The organism is Caballeronia sp. SBC1 (assembly GCF_011493005.1).
Taxonomy (GTDB): Bacteria; Pseudomonadota; Gammaproteobacteria; order Burkholderiales; family Burkholderiaceae; genus Caballeronia.
In genome coordinates this window covers 1,236,259-1,251,088 of sequence record NZ_CP049158.1, presented here as the reverse complement: position 1 = coordinate 1,251,088, position 14,830 = coordinate 1,236,259, and the positions used below count along the sequence as shown (strand labels likewise).

13 protein-coding genes are annotated in these 14,830 nt (G+C 59.5%); 9 read left to right on the top strand and 4 right to left on the bottom strand.

The features are described 5' to 3' along the window. Window positions 1-115 precede the first annotated feature (115 nt). Genes SBC1_RS32475 through SBC1_RS32465 form a run of 4 tightly spaced genes read left to right on the top strand, consistent with a single transcriptional unit; the run spans window position 116 to window position 5,717 of the window. Complete coding sequence (locus SBC1_RS32475; RefSeq protein ID WP_165104419.1) at window positions 116-1,951, top strand: extracellular solute-binding protein; 1,836 nt, start codon at window positions 116-118, stop codon at window positions 1,949-1,951. A 7-nt stretch (window positions 1,952-1,958) separates the two neighbouring features. Then, a complete protein-coding gene (locus SBC1_RS32470; protein ID WP_165104418.1) occupies window positions 1,959-3,005 on the top strand; it encodes a microcin C ABC transporter permease YejB in 1,047 nt (348 codons plus the stop codon). After that, entirely contained in the window at window positions 2,959-4,110 is a 1,152-nt protein-coding gene (locus SBC1_RS40175) for an ABC transporter permease (protein WP_165104417.1), read from the top strand. Before SBC1_RS32470 ends, SBC1_RS40175 begins: the two co-directional genes overlap by 47 nt. Then, the gene (locus SBC1_RS32465; protein ID WP_241202306.1) at window positions 4,107-5,717 is read left to right on the top strand and encodes an ABC transporter ATP-binding protein; all 1,611 of its coding nucleotides are present in this window, start codon (window positions 4,107-4,109) and stop codon (window positions 5,715-5,717) included. The genes SBC1_RS40175 and SBC1_RS32465 overlap by 4 nt, the downstream gene beginning before the upstream one ends. A 43-nt stretch (window positions 5,718-5,760) precedes the next feature. On the opposite strand, the gene SBC1_RS32460 is transcribed toward SBC1_RS32465, so the two are convergent. Continuing rightward, window positions 5,761-6,849 (bottom strand): hypothetical protein, encoded by a 1,089-nt coding sequence (locus tag SBC1_RS32460; RefSeq protein ID WP_165104415.1) that lies wholly within the window; start codon window positions 6,847-6,849, stop codon window positions 5,761-5,763. A gap of 735 nt (window positions 6,850-7,584) precedes the next feature. Here SBC1_RS32460 and SBC1_RS32455 point away from each other — a divergent pair. From SBC1_RS32455 to SBC1_RS32440, 4 genes are all read left to right on the top strand, one after another. Beyond that, window positions 7,585-8,394 carry an EAL domain-containing protein gene (locus SBC1_RS32455; RefSeq protein ID WP_165104414.1) on the top strand — a complete coding sequence of 270 codons (810 nt, stop codon included), beginning with the start codon at window positions 7,585-7,587 and terminating at the stop codon, window positions 8,392-8,394. Window positions 8,395-8,983: 589 nt separating this feature from the next. Further along, complete coding sequence (locus SBC1_RS32450) at window positions 8,984-9,838, top strand: oxidoreductase (protein WP_165104413.1); 855 nt, start codon at window positions 8,984-8,986, stop codon at window positions 9,836-9,838. Window positions 9,839-10,212: 374 nt separating this feature from the next. Next, a complete protein-coding gene (gene hutG, locus SBC1_RS32445; protein WP_165104412.1) occupies window positions 10,213-11,007 on the top strand; it encodes an N-formylglutamate deformylase in 795 nt (264 codons plus the stop codon). 173 nt (window positions 11,008-11,180) lie between these two features. Next, window positions 11,181-12,206, top strand: coding sequence for an aldo/keto reductase (locus SBC1_RS32440; protein ID WP_165104411.1), 1,026 nt, complete (start codon window positions 11,181-11,183; stop codon window positions 12,204-12,206). Between the two features lie 75 nt (window positions 12,207-12,281). Here the strand turns inward: SBC1_RS32440 and SBC1_RS32435 are convergent, their stop codons facing one another. From SBC1_RS32435 to SBC1_RS32425, 3 genes are all read right to left on the bottom strand, one after another. Next, on the bottom strand, window positions 12,282-12,602 hold the full coding sequence (locus tag SBC1_RS32435; RefSeq protein WP_165104410.1) for a HigA family addiction module antitoxin: 321 nt from the start codon (window positions 12,600-12,602) through the stop codon (window positions 12,282-12,284). After that, the gene (locus SBC1_RS32430) at window positions 12,599-12,889 is read right to left on the bottom strand and encodes a type II toxin-antitoxin system RelE/ParE family toxin (RefSeq protein ID WP_165104409.1); all 291 of its coding nucleotides are present in this window, start codon (window positions 12,887-12,889) and stop codon (window positions 12,599-12,601) included. The genes SBC1_RS32435 and SBC1_RS32430 overlap by 4 nt, the downstream gene beginning before the upstream one ends. Before the next feature lie 91 nt (window positions 12,890-12,980). Continuing rightward, window positions 12,981-13,910 (bottom strand): LysR substrate-binding domain-containing protein, encoded by a 930-nt coding sequence (locus tag SBC1_RS32425; RefSeq protein WP_241202305.1) that lies wholly within the window; start codon window positions 13,908-13,910, stop codon window positions 12,981-12,983. 139 nt (window positions 13,911-14,049) lie between these two features. Here SBC1_RS32425 and SBC1_RS32420 point away from each other — a divergent pair, with 139 nt between their 5' ends. Further along, the gene (locus tag SBC1_RS32420) at window positions 14,050-14,829 is read left to right on the top strand and encodes a transporter substrate-binding domain-containing protein (protein ID WP_165104407.1); all 780 of its coding nucleotides are present in this window, start codon (window positions 14,050-14,052) and stop codon (window positions 14,827-14,829) included. Window position 14,830: the final 1 nt, after the last annotated feature.

Genomic DNA, 14,830 nt, shown 5'->3' with positions numbered 1-14,830 from the left:
TTTTCATCCGGACGCACACGCCCGTTTCAATCATCAGGCTTTGACATGAACGAACCGCATCATCCCCTGACAGGCGTGCTGTGGGCGCGGGCACATTGGGAACATCGGGGCGACGATGAATAAAAGCTGCATCGCGCTGGGGTTTGCCGCACTGCTCCTTGCATCGCACGCGTTCGCCCGACCGTCGATCGCGCAATACGACGAGCCGAAATATCCGGCGGACTTCACGCACTTCGACTATGCGGACGCGGACGCGCCCACAAACGGCGACATGAATTTCCAGAACTACGATGAACTGCAAAGCTACGATTCGATGAATCCCTTCCTGGTCCGGGGCGCCCCGGCGCCCGACCTGAAGAACCTGATGTTCGACACGCTGATGCAGCGAAGCTGGGATGAACTGGCGTCGGAGTATCCATTGATTGCGGACGATGTTGAGGTTGCCCCGGACGGCAAGTCGGCCACGTTTCATATCAATCCCAAGGCGCGTTTTTCCAATGGCGACCCGATCACCGCCGCTGACGTGAAGTACTCCTACGACACGTTGGCGAGCCATCAGGTCTCGCCGATCTACAACTCGCAGTTCGCCAATATCAGCCGCGCGGCCGTGTTCGATCGCCTGACCGTGCGCTTCGATTTCAAGGAAGCGCGCCGCGATGCGCCGCTGATCGCCGGGGATTTGCCGGTGTTCTCACCGAAGTGGGGCATGAAAGCGGACGGCATGCGACCGCCGTTTGATCAGATATCGGATGTGCCGCCGGTGGCAAGCGGTCCTTACCTGATCGAGCAACGCAAGAACGACAAGGAGATCACCTACAGGCGCAACCCGGATTACTGGGCGGCCGATTTGCCGTCGCGACGCGGCATGTATCGCTTCCAGCGCATCACGTTCCGGCTCTTCACGGATCACTACACGTCGCTGGAAGATTTCAAGGCGGGCCACACGGATATGCGCGTGGAGTATTCATCATCGACCTGGGCGCGCAAGTACATTGGCAAGAACTTCAGCAACGGGTCGCTCAAGAAAGGCGAGTTCCCCGATGGCCCGGCGCAGATGCAGGGCATGATTTTCAATACCCGCAAGCCGCTGTTCTCGGACGCTCGCGTGCGCCGCGCGCTGACGCTCGCTTTCGACTACGACTGGTTGAACCGGCTGGCGTTCCACGGTCTGTATCGCCGCACGGGAAGTTACTTCCAGGACTCCCCGTTTGGTGCGCAGGGCGTGCCGGATGCAAAAGAGTTGAAGCTGCTCGAACCGTATCGCTCGACGCTTCCAGCTGCCGTGTTCGGCCCGATGCTGAAGCAGCCTGACACGGTGCCGCCGCATTCGTTGCGTGCCAATTTGCGCGAAGCCCAGGCGCTCCTGAACGAAGCGGGCTGGCAGTATCGTGACGGTGCGCTGCGCAACGCGAGCGGAACGCCAATGACCATCGAGATCATGGACGACCAGCCCGGCATGGACGGGGTCATCCTGCCGTACATCCAGCAATTGCAGACGCTCGGCGTGCAGGCACACCTGCGGGAACTCGACAGCGCGTTGTACGAGAAGCGCATGGACGCGTTCGACTTCGACATGACCACGTATATCTACACACCGGTCACCATTCCGGGCGGCGAACTGACGCGCCGCTTCGGCAGCGCGGCGGCGTCGCAGCCGGGCTCGGAGAATTTTCCGGGGGTCCGTTCGAAAGCTGCCGACGCGATGATCGAGGCCGCATTGAAAGCGCAGACACTAAGCGATCTCGAGACCGCCACGCGCGCGCTCGATCGCATCCTGATCAATGGGTATTACATCGTTCCGGAGTACTACTCGCCGAGCGCGCGCGTGGGGTATCGGGCACGAATGGGTTTTCCTCCGGTCTCGCCGCTTTCGTATCTTGCGGAGGACTGGCTGGTCGACTACTGGTTCGTGAAGGCGCCCGTGTCCGCCCCCGTTGCTTCAACACACTGAGATTGCCATGGCCGCTTATATTCTCAGACGCATGTTGCTGATGATCCCCACGCTGATCGGTGTGCTTACGCTGACTTTTGTCGTGACGCAGTTCGTACCGGGTGGCCCGGTAGAGCAGATCCTGATCCAGATGCGCCACGGCGGCAGCCACGGCGAGGCGGGCGGGGCCGGTGGATATCACGGCAGCCAGGGGGTGGACCCGCAGCAGGTCGAGCAACTCAAGAAGGAATTCGGCTTCGACAAGCCGCCGCTCGTGCGCTACGTGAGCATGCTCAGGAACTACGTGAGTTTCAATCTCGGTCAGTCGTATTACCAGCATCAGAGCGTCTGGGCAGTGATCCGTTCGAAGTTGCCAGTGTCAATCACGCTGGGACTCTGGACCGTGCTGCTGACCTATCTCATTGCCGTGCCGCTGGGGATTTCGAAGGCCGTGCGAAACGGCTCTCGCTTCGATACCGCCACGAGCGTGCTCGTGCTGACCGGCTACGCCATTCCCGGTTTCGTGCTGGGCGTGCTGCTGCTGATGTTGTTCGGTGGCGGTACGTTGTGGCAGGTGTTCCCCATGCGCGGCCTCACCTCCGATGACTTCGACCAACTCAGCATGGCGGGCAAGGTACTCGATTATTTGTGGCATATCGCGTTGCCGGTGACGGCTTCGGTGGTCGGCAACTTTGCGATCGTCACCATCCTGACGAAGAACACGTTCCTCGAAGAGATCAGCCGGCAATACGTGCTGACCGCACGCGCAAAAGGCGCGCCGCAACGTGACGTGCTCTGGAAGCACGTGCTGCGTAACGCGATGATTCCGCTGCTGACGGGGCTGCCAGCGGCGTTCGTGGGCGCGTTCCTCAATGGCAACCTGCTGATCGAGACATTGTTTTCGCTCGATGGCATGGGCCAGCTTTCCTATGACTCGGTGATCCGGCGCGACTATCCCGTCGTGCTCGGTTCGCTTTACCTGTTCACCCTGATTGGTCTTGTGACCAAGCTTATTGCGGACGTCTGTTATGTCCTCGTCGACCCCCGTATCCAGTTCGACCGGCTGGACCGGTGAGAGCATGAACGTCTCCGTGAATCCGGTCATGGGGGGCCCTGCGGCCACTATCTTGCCGCCGTCCGATTCACCGGGCCGGCGCGTATGGTTGCGTTTCAAGGCGCAGCGGCTGGGCTACTGGAGCACGATTGTGTTCGTGGCGTTGTTCGTCATCAGCCTGCTGGGCGAAGTGCTGGCGAACGACAAACCGCTGTTGATCCGCTACGAAGGGCACTACTATTTCCCGATCGTGAAGGACTATTCGGAGAAAGTATTCGGCGGCGATTTCCCGGCACGGGCGAACTATCTCGACCCGTACATTCGCGACCGGCTGGAATCGAAGGGTAACTTTGCGATCTATCCGCCGAATCATTTTCACTACGACACCGTCGACTATTTCGCGACCACGCCCAATCCCGCGCCGCCTTCGGCCGCCAACTGGATCGGGACGGACCAGTTCGGCCGCGACGTGTTTTCGCGCCTGCTGTACGGTTTCCGGCTCTCTGTGCTCATGGCACTGGCACTCACGGTCTCGGGCGTCTTGCTGGGCGTCCTGACGGGCGCAGTGCAGGGGTTCTACGGTGGTCGCACCGACTTGATCGGCCAGCGCCTGATAGAGATCTGGAGTTCGATGCCCGACCTGTATCTGCTGATCATCTTCGCGTCCATTTTCGAGCCGACCTTGTGGCTGCTGTTCATCCTGCTCTCGGCGTTCGGATGGCTCACGTTGTCGGACTACGTGCGCGCCGAATTCCTGCGCAACCGTTCGCTTGACTACGTTCGCGCGGCTCGCACCATGGGTTTGTCGAACTGGCAGATCATGTGGCGTCATGTGTTGCCCAACAGTCTGACTCCGGTGATCACCTTCCTGCCGTTTCGCATGAGCGCGGCGATTCTCGCGCTGACCAGCCTCGACTTTCTCGGACTTGGCGTGCCAGCCCCCACGCCGAGCCTGGGCGAGTTGCTAGCCGAAGGAAAAAACAATCTCGATGCATGGTGGATCTCCGGCGCGGCGTTCGGTGGCCTTGTCGTCACCTTGCTGCTGCTGACCTTCATGGGCGACGCGTTACGCAACGCGCTCGATACCCGCACGCGCGGTTCCGCATTCGGAGGGGCACGGAAGTGACCACCCCTCTATTGCAACTCGACGGTTTATCGATTGGCTTCGGCGACAAGACTGTCGTACGGGACCTGAATCTTTCTATCGGGCGTGGCGAACGCGTGGCGCTGGTGGGCGAATCTGGATCGGGCAAGAGCGTCACGGCGTTATCCATTCTGGGCCTGGCGGACAACGCTCGCCAGACGGGGCGCATCCTGCTGGACGGTGACGATCTCCTGCACAAGACAGAGCAACAGATGCGCGGCATTCGCGGCCGCGACGTTGCCATGGTCTTCCAGGAGCCGATGACCGCGCTCAACCCGTTGTTCACCATCGGCAAGCAGATCGCAGAAAGCCTGCGTCTGCACGAAGGTTTGCGTCCTAACGCGGCACGTCAGCGCGGTATTGAGTTGTTGCGGCGTACCGGTATCCCCGAACCGGAACGGCGTATTGACAGCTTCCCGCATCAACTGTCGGGTGGCCAGCGGCAACGCGCGATGATCGCGATGGCGCTCGCGTGCCGCCCGCGCTTGCTGCTCGCCGATGAACCGACGACGGCCCTTGATGTGACCGTGCGCCAGCAGATCGTGGAATTGCTGATCGGTTTGCAGGAGCAGGAAGCGGCCGAGCGCGGCATGGCGGTGCTGCTGATCACGCACGACTTGAACCTGGTCAAGCGTTTCGCACAGCGTGTGGCGGTGATGGAAAATGGCGTGCTGGTAGAAACCAATTCGACCGCGGAACTGTTCGCGAATCCGCAGCATCCGTACACCCGTCGTCTTCTCAATAGCGAGCCCGAACGCGCGATCGATCCAATCGATTCGGACGCGCGGCGGGTGCTCGAAGTGCAGGGACTGTCGGTGGACTACCGGACTTCGGTGAAAGGCTGGCGCTCGGCGTTTTCGAAGTCTTCGTTCCGTGCTTTGCAAGACGTCGGCATCACATTAAGGTGCGGCGAAACGCTTGGCATAGTCGGCGAATCCGGATCGGGAAAGTCCACGCTCGCCGCCGCTATCCTGGGGCTGCAAAGGCCGTCGGAAGGGTTGATTCATATCGACGGGCAGCCCTTGTCCGCACTCAAGAGCATGAACTCGAGGCGGATGGTGTCGTCGCGGCTGCAGGTGGTATTTCAGGACCCCTACGGATCGTTGTCACCGCGCATGACGATCGAACAGATCGTGGGCGAAGGGATTGCGTTGCACCGGCCGGAAGTGACGGTGGCGGCGCGTCGCCAACGCGTGGTGGCGCTGCTCCAGGAAGTCGGCATGCCGGCCGATGTTTTGCCCCGGTACCCTCAAGAATTTTCCGGTGGCCAGCGCCAACGTATAGCCATTGCCCGGGCGCTGGCGGTCGAGCCGGAACTGCTTGTGCTGGATGAACCCACGAGCGCGCTCGATGTATCGATACAGCAGCAGGTGCTCAACCTGCTCACTCGGCTGCAGAAAAAATACGGCCTGACCTATCTGTTCATCACGCACGATCTTGCCGTGATGCGCGCGATGGCGCACAGGGTAGCGGTCATGAAAGCCGGGCGGATTGTGGAAACGGGCGACACTATGGATGTTTTGCAAGCGCCTGCGCATCCGTATACGCAGGCGCTGCTTGCGGCTTCCATGGTAGCGGGCGCGGCTTAAAATTGCGCGGCCGCAGCGAGATTTTGGTCCTTACGCCGTCAACTCAGGACACGGGCTCGTCGCTCTTTTCGTTGAGGCGACGTTTTGCCCGCAGCGCGCTGAAGGGATCGGGCTCCGGCGAGTCTGGCCCGGATTTCGGCCCTGCAGCTGGTTTGTCACTCGACGCCGCCGGCTTGCCCGGCGCAATCATCTTGCGCAGCTGCGGCGCGATGGACGTCGCTTCGAAACACAGCTTGATGCCGAAGCGCGCGCGGTTGAGAAGATGCGCCGTCGACACCGTTCGCCAGAAGCGGTTCGCGTTGAAGTCAGGATAACGCGCCTCGCGTTCGATCAACGCCTTGCCATCGGGCAAATGGACGAAGCAGCAATGCTGGAACCATCGAAGGTCGCGATGCGTGTTGCCGGTCCAGTGCCGGCCGATCGCCTGGTACGCCCCCAGTTCCACAATCTGCTGCCCTTCGTCGGCAAGCGTATTGAGCGCGGCGGAGACAAACGACTCGTCGCCGTGATGCTGCAAGCGCTCGATCTCTTCAACATACCGTTCACAGTGCGCGCGGGCGCGAGGCACCAGCACCCTGAGGAACGCGCTCGTGCTGAGGAGGAATTCGCCGCCATACCAGCGCGGATTGAGCAGATGCCGGCCGGCCACGATCTCGAGATCCTTGATGACGTTGGCGCTTCCATAAGCAGGGAACACTTGATCCGATATGTCGAACGCGCCGACTCCTGCATCGGCACAGAGTTGAAGTAATTCATCGTCCAGGCGACGGATGGCGACAATGTCAGAATCGAGCAGCAACAGCAACATATTGGGCGCGAGCAGGCCGGCCACTTGTTCAAGCAGGTCAAGCTTGAAATGCGCCGCGTAGAACTCAGTGCTCCTCGGAACGTTGACGCTCGCGATCAGTTCGTGCACGAGCGGACGCCGCTCTTCCGGAACAAGGGAAAAGCATGCGCTTACCGCTTCCGGTGCGTTCGTGAAGACGTTAAGCCGGGGCATGCCTGCATGAAGCAGGGTCTTGTTTAAGCAAAGCGCCTGACGGGCATAGGACAGCGGATCTTTACTGGTGCTATTAGGACTGGCGGTTGCGTCGATATCGACGAAGACCAGGGTACAAGGAAAAATTTCCATTGTTGGGGTGTCCAATTCCTTAATCGAGAATTTGTTGCTGATTTGAATCGGGCCATTTGAATAACCCGCCGTTATAAGCATCGTGGAAGATACAAATACTATGTGTCCGCCAAAATGCCTGACATGTGCGACATATAGGAGGAATTAGCAGGCTCTAGATTACTGTGAATGACATTCATGAATTTTTCGCTGACGCACGCGAAGACACGGGGCAAGGGGTTCCCGGTTAATGGGGCGAGAAAACTAATTCGGTTTGAAAAGTATTATCAAACGGCAAGAGCTACCGTGGTTTTTGAATGACAGTAAACTTGACCGTCCTGGTTATGATCAAAGGTAATACGCCATCGATCGGATGGTTGACCCGTTGCTTTTCAGCTAATGGCACGAGCTTCGTCGCTGCTTTAACGTGAGGAAAGACTGGTCGAATCCGGCGCGTGATTAAGCAGCTTCAAGCGAAGAAGTGCGGACCCATCCGGCGTAACAGTCTTCGGTCGTTACGTAACACACGGCCCGCGTTTATTTCATGGCGGCTTGCCGGTGTGCGCACAGTCCGTTGCTCGGCAGGTCTTTGCTGGACTTCCCATCGGCTGACGTTCGCCAGGCAGGCCGTTTGGCCAATTGGCATGGCTCGTGCCTAAAGCACTCCGGTTCGTGAAGCATGGCGACATCTGCGATTCACGGACCGGGCGCCGGCTAACCGGTGGCGCGATACCCCGTTAGCGGACGGATGCAACGATGATGACCCAACCTGGCGAGCACCGCCTATGTCAGCGGGTGCGTGATGGCTTGCGTGCCGGCGAGTTTCAGCTTGCGTTTCAGGGCGTATATCACACAAGGACGGGTGCTTTGTCGAGCGCCGAGGCCTTGATTCGCTGGATGCATCCGCAATACGGAATGTTGTTGCCGGGCGCGTTTATCAGCGCGGTTTCCGATCCGGACGTGGCGTTGGACATGACGCATTTTGTTATCGACAGCACGTGTTCTCACCTTGCGTCATGGCAACGCGAAGGGCTTCCGATGTTTCCCATCGCGGTCAACGTGCCGCCTTCGGTGGTGGCCGGCGGGAGCTTTGTGCGGCGGCTGGAGCATTCCGCGCGCTCGCACGGCGTTGTGCCGGGACTGTTTCAGGTTGAGTTGTCCGAGACGGAAGACGCGACAAAAATCCTGGCTTCGAAGGGACTGATGGGTGCGTTGCGCGAGATTGGCGTGGATATAGCCATCGACGATTTCGGCACTGGATATTCGTCACTTGCCATGCTGAGCGCGCTCGACGTGGATGTGGTCAAACTGGCAAAGGAATTGCTCGTGGAGGTGCCGGACAATCCGAGGGCGTGCGAGGTGGTGTCCGCGATATTCAACCTGCTGGAAAGGCTGGCTGTGGCGGTGGTAGTGGAGGGCGTAGAGACGGCGGCGCAAGCGCTGTGGCTGGCGCGCTGGCCGAACGTATTGGCACAAGGTTTCTATTACGCGCGGCCGACGTTCGGGCTGTCGAATATTCCCGGGTGCAAACTCGCGCCTGAGAGGCACCTGCAACTCGTAGGCTAATAGAGCCGGGATTTAGAAAAACAATAAGCCGTTGAGCGTATCGACATCTATGGGGCCGGAATCGCGGTTGTGACAGATATTTGAGTGCTGCGATATTACTGATGCCTTTCAAGGCATAAAATTGCACCTTTAGAGGGCGTTAATTAATTTCCTAACGGATAGAAAAACGAGGTATTAATGCACAAATAATGCCTCAGAAGCGAGTTCTAATGCATGGGTCCCGCAGGGATTCCCACGCATTGGCAGAGTCGAAATCCAGGGCCGTTCTGGCCGAAGACCCATAAACTAAAATCAGATTTGAGCTTAGCCGGCCTCGATGCCCGCTATAACAAGGCCTTAAGCTGCTTGCCGCCAGCAGAATCAGGCAATCGAAAGCAATGACCCCAAGCGCACCAACCCGGCCACGCTGTGCTTCGTTCGCGTATCGCGAGTAAGCTTTAGCGGGAATTTCCGCGCGGGTATGTTGGCGGGTCTGGCGGCGGGGTATGGCAGGTATGGTCCTCGCGACGCATGCTCAGGCGTCGGCCCGAATGCTCATTCCGATGCCCCCACTACAACCGACTTTCCGATCTATAAACAGGAGCTTTCCATGATGAATCGAGACAACCCCGTATGGCTCATCACCGGCTGCTCGACTGGCTTCGGCCGTGAGCTGGCAAAACTTGTGCTGGAACGCGGATGGCGCGCCGTGGTGACGGCACGGGACCCGTCCAAGCTTGCGGATCTGGCCGAAGGCCATGGGGACCACGCGCTTGTGCTGCAACTTGACGTGACCGATCGCAAGCAGATCGCCGATGTTGTCGCTAAGTCGCAGAAGCATTTTGGCCGTATTGATGCACTCGTGAATAACGCGGGTTACGGTTATCTGGCGGCGATTGAAGAAGGCGAGGACGACGCCGTACGCGCGATGTTCGAGACCAACGTATTTGGTCTGGTCGACATGACGAAGGCCGTGTTGCCCGTCATGCGCGCGCAAAAAAGCGGTCTCATCGTCAACATTTCGTCGATAGGCGGGATCACGAGTTTCGCGGCCACGGGCTATTACCACGGCACAAAATACGCGGTGGAAGGCATCTCGGAGTCGCTGGCAATCGAAGTAAAACCGCTGGGTATTGACGTGCTCGTGGTTGAGCCCGGACCGTTCCGCACCAACTGGGCCGGCCCGTCGATCAAGCAGTCGGCTACGCGCATTGATGACTATGCTGCTACCGCGGGCGAGCGCCGCAAGCAGACCGAAGCGCGCAGCGGTAATCAGGCGGGCGATCCGGTGCGCGCGGCGCAGGCGATCATTGACGCGGCACTCTCGGACACCCCGCCGTTGCGCCTGTTGCTCGGCAAAACAGCGCTTGAACTGGCGCGCAAGAAAGTCGCTTCGCTGACTCAAGACTTTGATGCGTGGGAAAAGACGACTATTGGCGCTGACTTCCCGGAAGGCTCGAGCTAAGCCGGAACATTGCGCGACGCACGTGCTGAGCCGCGAACACTGGGTTGCCTTGTGTCGCGCGCGAGTCTTTCTGATTCCTTTCCGCGGATAGCAACCGAGGCGCACACTTCTTTTGTTTTCCCTGACTGAAATGTGCGCGCCTTGATTGTTGGCTACCTCCAAACGACAAAGCGCTCGCGCGTCTCGCGCATACCTTGGCTTACTCAGACCCTTACTCAGACCCTTACTCAGACCCTTACTCAGACCCTTACTCAGACCCTTACTCAGACCCTTACTCAGACCCTTACTCAAACCATCCGATAACTGCTTTCCGACTTGCCTATCGACCTCTTTTCCACACCTCTTTCGTAAGCTTACTTCGCCCTTAATCCATCATGACCGATCTCTACACCTTGCATCGCGGCGACGCTCCGCTGCTTATTTCCATCCCGCACGTAGGCACTGAAATTCCCGAGAGCTTGCGGCCGTTGTACACGGACATGGCGCTGACCGTCGCCGATACCGACTGGCATCTCGACCGGCTGTATGACTTCGCCCGCGAGATGGGCGCGACCATTCTGGGCGCTCGTATCTCGCGTTATGTGATCGATCTGAACCGGCCATCGAACGATGAAAGCCTATATCCGGGCCAGACGACAACGGGCCTGTGTCCGGGCGAAACCTTCCGTGGCATGCCGCTGTATCGTGATGGCGCAGGGCCCGATTCTGCCGAGAAAGCGCGGCGCGTAGTGACCTACTGGCAGCCGTATCACGACGCGCTTGAAGCAGAACTCGCTCGGTTGCGGGCGGCTCATCCGAACGTGTTGCTGTGGGAGGCGCATTCCATTGCAAGCGTGTTGCCGCGTTTGTTCGAGGGCAAGCTTCCTGATCTGAACATCGGAACGCAGGATGGGCGCACGGCGGCGCCGGGTGCCTTGCAAGCCGTCACGGACACCGCCGCGCGGAGCGCCTATACATGGGTCGCTAACGGCCGTTTCAAGGGCGGCTACAACACGCGTCACTATGGAACGCCGGAGACCGGCGTCCACGCAATACAACTGGAAATGTGCCAGTCGACTTACATGCATGAGACGGAACCGTTCGATTACGCGCCCGAAGCCGCCAGTCAGGTTCAGGTGGTGGTGAAGGACATGGTGGGCGTGGCGCTGGATGTGATCCAGGGGCTGTAATCGCTCTCGCTTAAGCGTAGGACCGGCTTGCTGCCGCCGGCTGCTCCTGCCGAGGCTCCAAGCGCGATTTTCAACGATCTCTTAACATGGCCGATGCATTAGCAAAGCTGCCTGCTTGCCAAGGTCGGCAGCGCGGTAGCGGCTCATTGGCTTTCAATGAAAAAGGAGTGGACATGGAATATCGCTTACTGGGCGAAACGGGTTTCAAAGTGCCGGTGCTGAGCCTGGGCACCGCCACGTTTGGCGGCAGCAATGATTTCTTCAAGGCGTGGGGCAGCACTGATGCCGACGGGGCGCGCAGCCTGGTCGACATTGCGCTGGAGGCGGGCGTCTCGATGTTCGACAGCGCAGACGTCTACTCGGACGGCATGGCGGAAGAGATCCTCGGCAAGGCAATTGCCGGACGCCGCTCGAAGGTGATCGTATCGACGAAAGGAACATTTCAGTTCGGCTCCGACGTGAACAGCGTTGGCTCAACCCGGCATCATTTGACGGAAGCCATCAACGGCAGCCTGAAACGCCTGAACACCGACTACATCGACATCTATCAGCTGCATGGTTTTGACGCACTGACACGCGTGGAAGAAACCTTGCGCACGCTCGACGACTTCGTGCGTGCCGGCAAGATCCGCGTGATCGGCTGCTCGAATTTTTCCGGCTGGCACTTGATGAAATCGCTGGCGGTGTCGGACCGTGAAGGGCTCGCGCGGCATTCGGTGCATCAGGCGTATTACTCGCTGACCGGACGTGATTTCGAGCATGAACTCATGCCGCTGGGACTGGACCAGAAGGTCTCGACCATTGTCTGGAGTCCGCTGGGGTGGGGGCGCCTGACAGGCAAGATCCGTCGCGGCAGCCCGTTGCCGGAGAACAGCCGCTTGCACAAGACGGCGGATATGGGACCGCCGGTTGCCGATGAATATGTCTTTGGCATTGTGGACGCGCTGGATGCCGTGGCCAAGGAAACCGGCAAGAGCGTGCCGCAGATTGCGTTGAACTGGCTGCTGCAGCGGCCGACAGTCGCGAACGTGATTGTGGGCGCTCGCGACGAGAAGCAGTTCCGCGAGAACCTGGGCAGTGTAGGGTGGTCGTTGAGTGCTGAGCAGATGGCGGCCCTGGATAAAGCGAGCACGTTGCCGCTGCCCTATCCGTACTGGCATCAACGCGGGTTCGCGGATCGCAATCCGTCGCCGGTTTAGAGAAAGCGCACGGGTGGGGGGCGCCGCTTTTATGCGGGGAGCGAGCGGCGTGCTCCACCGGTGTTATTTCGCGGCTTATCGCAGAGACGCGATCGATTCGTTTGCTACACCGTTGCGCCTGATTTGGATGAGCCGATCACCGAGCTTTTCACGCGCCTGTTCGGTATCGTAATGCGTTTGGAGGTTCATCCAGCTTTGCGGATCGACGCCAAAAAATGCACCGAGACGAACGGCTGTGTCGGCGGTGATGGCGCGTTTCCCCTGCACAATTTCATTGATGCGACGTGCCGGAACATCGATAGCTTTTGCGAGCGCGTACTGAGTGATGCCCATTGGACCGAGCCATTCTTCAGCGAGGATCTCGCCGGGTGTATCGAGTGGAATTTCGCGGGTCATAAGTAATCCTGGTGGTAATCGCAGATTTCAACCTGCGTGGCGCAGCCCAACTCGAAGCAAAAGCAAACACGCCATTGATCATTGATGCGCACGCTATATTGTCCTTTTCGATTGCCCTTCAATGCTTCGAGAAAGTTGCCGGGCGGAAGGCGCAAAAAGTTGAGGTCAGCTCCTGCATGAAGCTGTTGCAACTTACGAATTGCGACGCGTTCGAAGTTCACAAATCTCGCCACGCGCTTTCCTTCAAACAACGAGCGGGTGTCTTGGCAGCAGAAGGAAGTGATCATGAGTTGAATAATAACGCGAAACGTTATTAACGTCAAGCGTTACTAGGTCTAAACTTCATCCGAAGGAGCGCGGGCGTAATCGTGTCGCGTGTCATTCGCGAGGCGACTCACCCGTCACCGCAGTCCCGGGCAACATCCGCGCAAACGACACCGCCATGGACGCCAGTTCCTGCGCGACCGGCGTCAACGGCACGCCTGCGCGGCGCAGCAGGCATACGCGCGTACTCAACGCCTGCTCTTTGATCGGGACGACCGCCACATGGTCCTTGAAGAACGGATGTGCCGCGAGACGCACGGGTTCGAGCGACAGATAATCGCTGTTCGCCACGCAATGCAAAGTATCGAACACAGCTTCGGTCGTGGCCGCAATACGCGGGGGTTCAAGCCCTGCGTCCTCGAACAAAGTGGACAGGCGGTTCGCGACATCGCCCGCATGGCGAGGCCGGGTGCTGACCCACTCGCAGTCCTGCAGCGCCCGCAGCGATCGCGCGCGGCCTAGCGGATGACCACGCCGCGCGATGACGGTGACGGGCGATCCAAACAGCGTGGTCGCCTCGAGATCATGGATATCCGCTTCGTTCGATACCAGCGCCAAGGCGAAGTCCAGGCTGCCGTCGCGTACCCACGCGGTCAGGACCCGCGACGTGGCGCTGGTCAGATGAACGTCAATACGCGGACAGCGTTCGCGAAAACTCGCCAGCAGCGCAGGAAATAGTCGCATCATGGCTTCGGCCGCGGCGCCGAGTGAAACCTGGCCGGTCAACTCGCCGCGCAACTGGCGCATTTCGTTTTCGGTTCGAACGCACTCGCCAAGAATCACGTCGGCGCGAATCCGCAAGCGCTCCCCGATCGAGGTCAGGCGCGCGCCGCGATGCCCGCGTTCGAACAAGGGGCCGCCTGCGCTGGTCTCGAGTTTCCTCAACTGTTGCGTCACGCCGCTTTGCGCAATGCCGAGGCTGCGTGCCGCCGCCCGGAGACTGCCGGCTTCAGCGACAGCCACGAATACGCGAAGTTGCGTCAAGGTCAGATCCACAATAACCGCCCGGGTGATCTATAAAAGTGATCATGATAAGTAAATCGCCCCTGTTTGGTGGCATTTTGCACTCGTACCATGCAGGCGTGTTGTCCCCATCACCGTCTTAACCACTGAGTAAGCGCCGATGAAAACTCTCTCTTCGTTGCTCGCCGCCGCCGTGATCGCGGCCGTGACCGTCACCACGCCGGCCTTCGCGAAAGACGCGAGCGTATTGCGCCTGGGCATTGATCCGACGTATCCGCCGATGGACGTAAAAATGCCCGACGGCACCGTGACCGGTTTCGACGTCGATCTGGCCAACGAGATCTGCCGCCGCATCGCGATGCATTGCCAATGGGTCGAGATGGAGTTCTCCGGCATGATCCCGGCGCTGCAGGCCCGCAAGATCGACGCGATCATCTCGTCGATGGCAATCACCGAAAAGCGCATGCAGCAGATCGCGTTTTCAACCAAGTTGTTCCAGTTCAAGTCACGTTTGATCGCGAAGACCGGCGTTCCCTTGACGGTGAGCGCGGAGGGTCTGCGCGGCAAGCGCATTGGCGTACAGAGCGGCACGCAGTTCGAAACCTATGCACAGAAGAACTGGCAGTCGGGCGGTGTGGAGGTGGTTGCGTATCAGAGCCAGGAGGGCGTCTTTGAAGACCTGATGGCTGGCCGGTTGGACGCGGCGCTGCTGGGGTCGGTGGAAGCGGATAACGGGTTCCTGAAGACACCAAGAGGCAAGGGTTTCGGTTTCGTCGGCGGACCGCTTGAGATGGGTGACCATGGCACAGGCATCGGCCTGCGCAAGGACGACGTTGCGCTCAAGGCGAGCATCGATAGCGCGATCGCCGGCATGCGTGCCGACGGCACGTACCAGAAGATCGCCCGCAAGTACTTCGACTTCGACGTCTACGGCAACTAAC

Excerpts from the sequence above, each read along its gene's own strand:
- SBC1_RS32475 (WP_165104419.1), top strand. The coding sequence starts at position 116 with ATGAATAAAAGCTGCATCGCGCTGGGGTTTGCCGCACTGCTCCTTGCA.
- SBC1_RS32470 (WP_165104418.1), top strand. The coding sequence starts at position 1,959 with ATGGCCGCTTATATTCTCAGACGCATGTTGCTGATGATCCCCACGCTG.
- SBC1_RS40175 (WP_165104417.1), top strand. The coding sequence starts at position 2,959 with ATGTCCTCGTCGACCCCCGTATCCAGTTCGACCGGCTGGACCGGTGAG.
- SBC1_RS32460 (WP_165104415.1), bottom strand. The coding sequence starts at position 6,849 with ATGGAAATTTTTCCTTGTACCCTGGTCTTCGTCGATATCGACGCAACC.
- SBC1_RS32455 (WP_165104414.1), top strand. The coding sequence starts at position 7,585 with ATGATGACCCAACCTGGCGAGCACCGCCTATGTCAGCGGGTGCGTGAT.
- SBC1_RS32450 (WP_165104413.1), top strand. The coding sequence starts at position 8,984 with ATGATGAATCGAGACAACCCCGTATGGCTCATCACCGGCTGCTCGACT.
- hutG (WP_165104412.1), top strand. The coding sequence starts at position 10,213 with ATGACCGATCTCTACACCTTGCATCGCGGCGACGCTCCGCTGCTTATT.
- SBC1_RS32440 (WP_165104411.1), top strand. The coding sequence starts at position 11,181 with ATGGAATATCGCTTACTGGGCGAAACGGGTTTCAAAGTGCCGGTGCTG.
- SBC1_RS32435 (WP_165104410.1), bottom strand. The coding sequence starts at position 12,602 with ATGACCCGCGAAATTCCACTCGATACACCCGGCGAGATCCTCGCTGAA.
- SBC1_RS32430 (WP_165104409.1), bottom strand. The coding sequence starts at position 12,889 with ATGATCACTTCCTTCTGCTGCCAAGACACCCGCTCGTTGTTTGAAGGA.
- SBC1_RS32420 (WP_165104407.1), top strand. The coding sequence starts at position 14,050 with ATGAAAACTCTCTCTTCGTTGCTCGCCGCCGCCGTGATCGCGGCCGTG.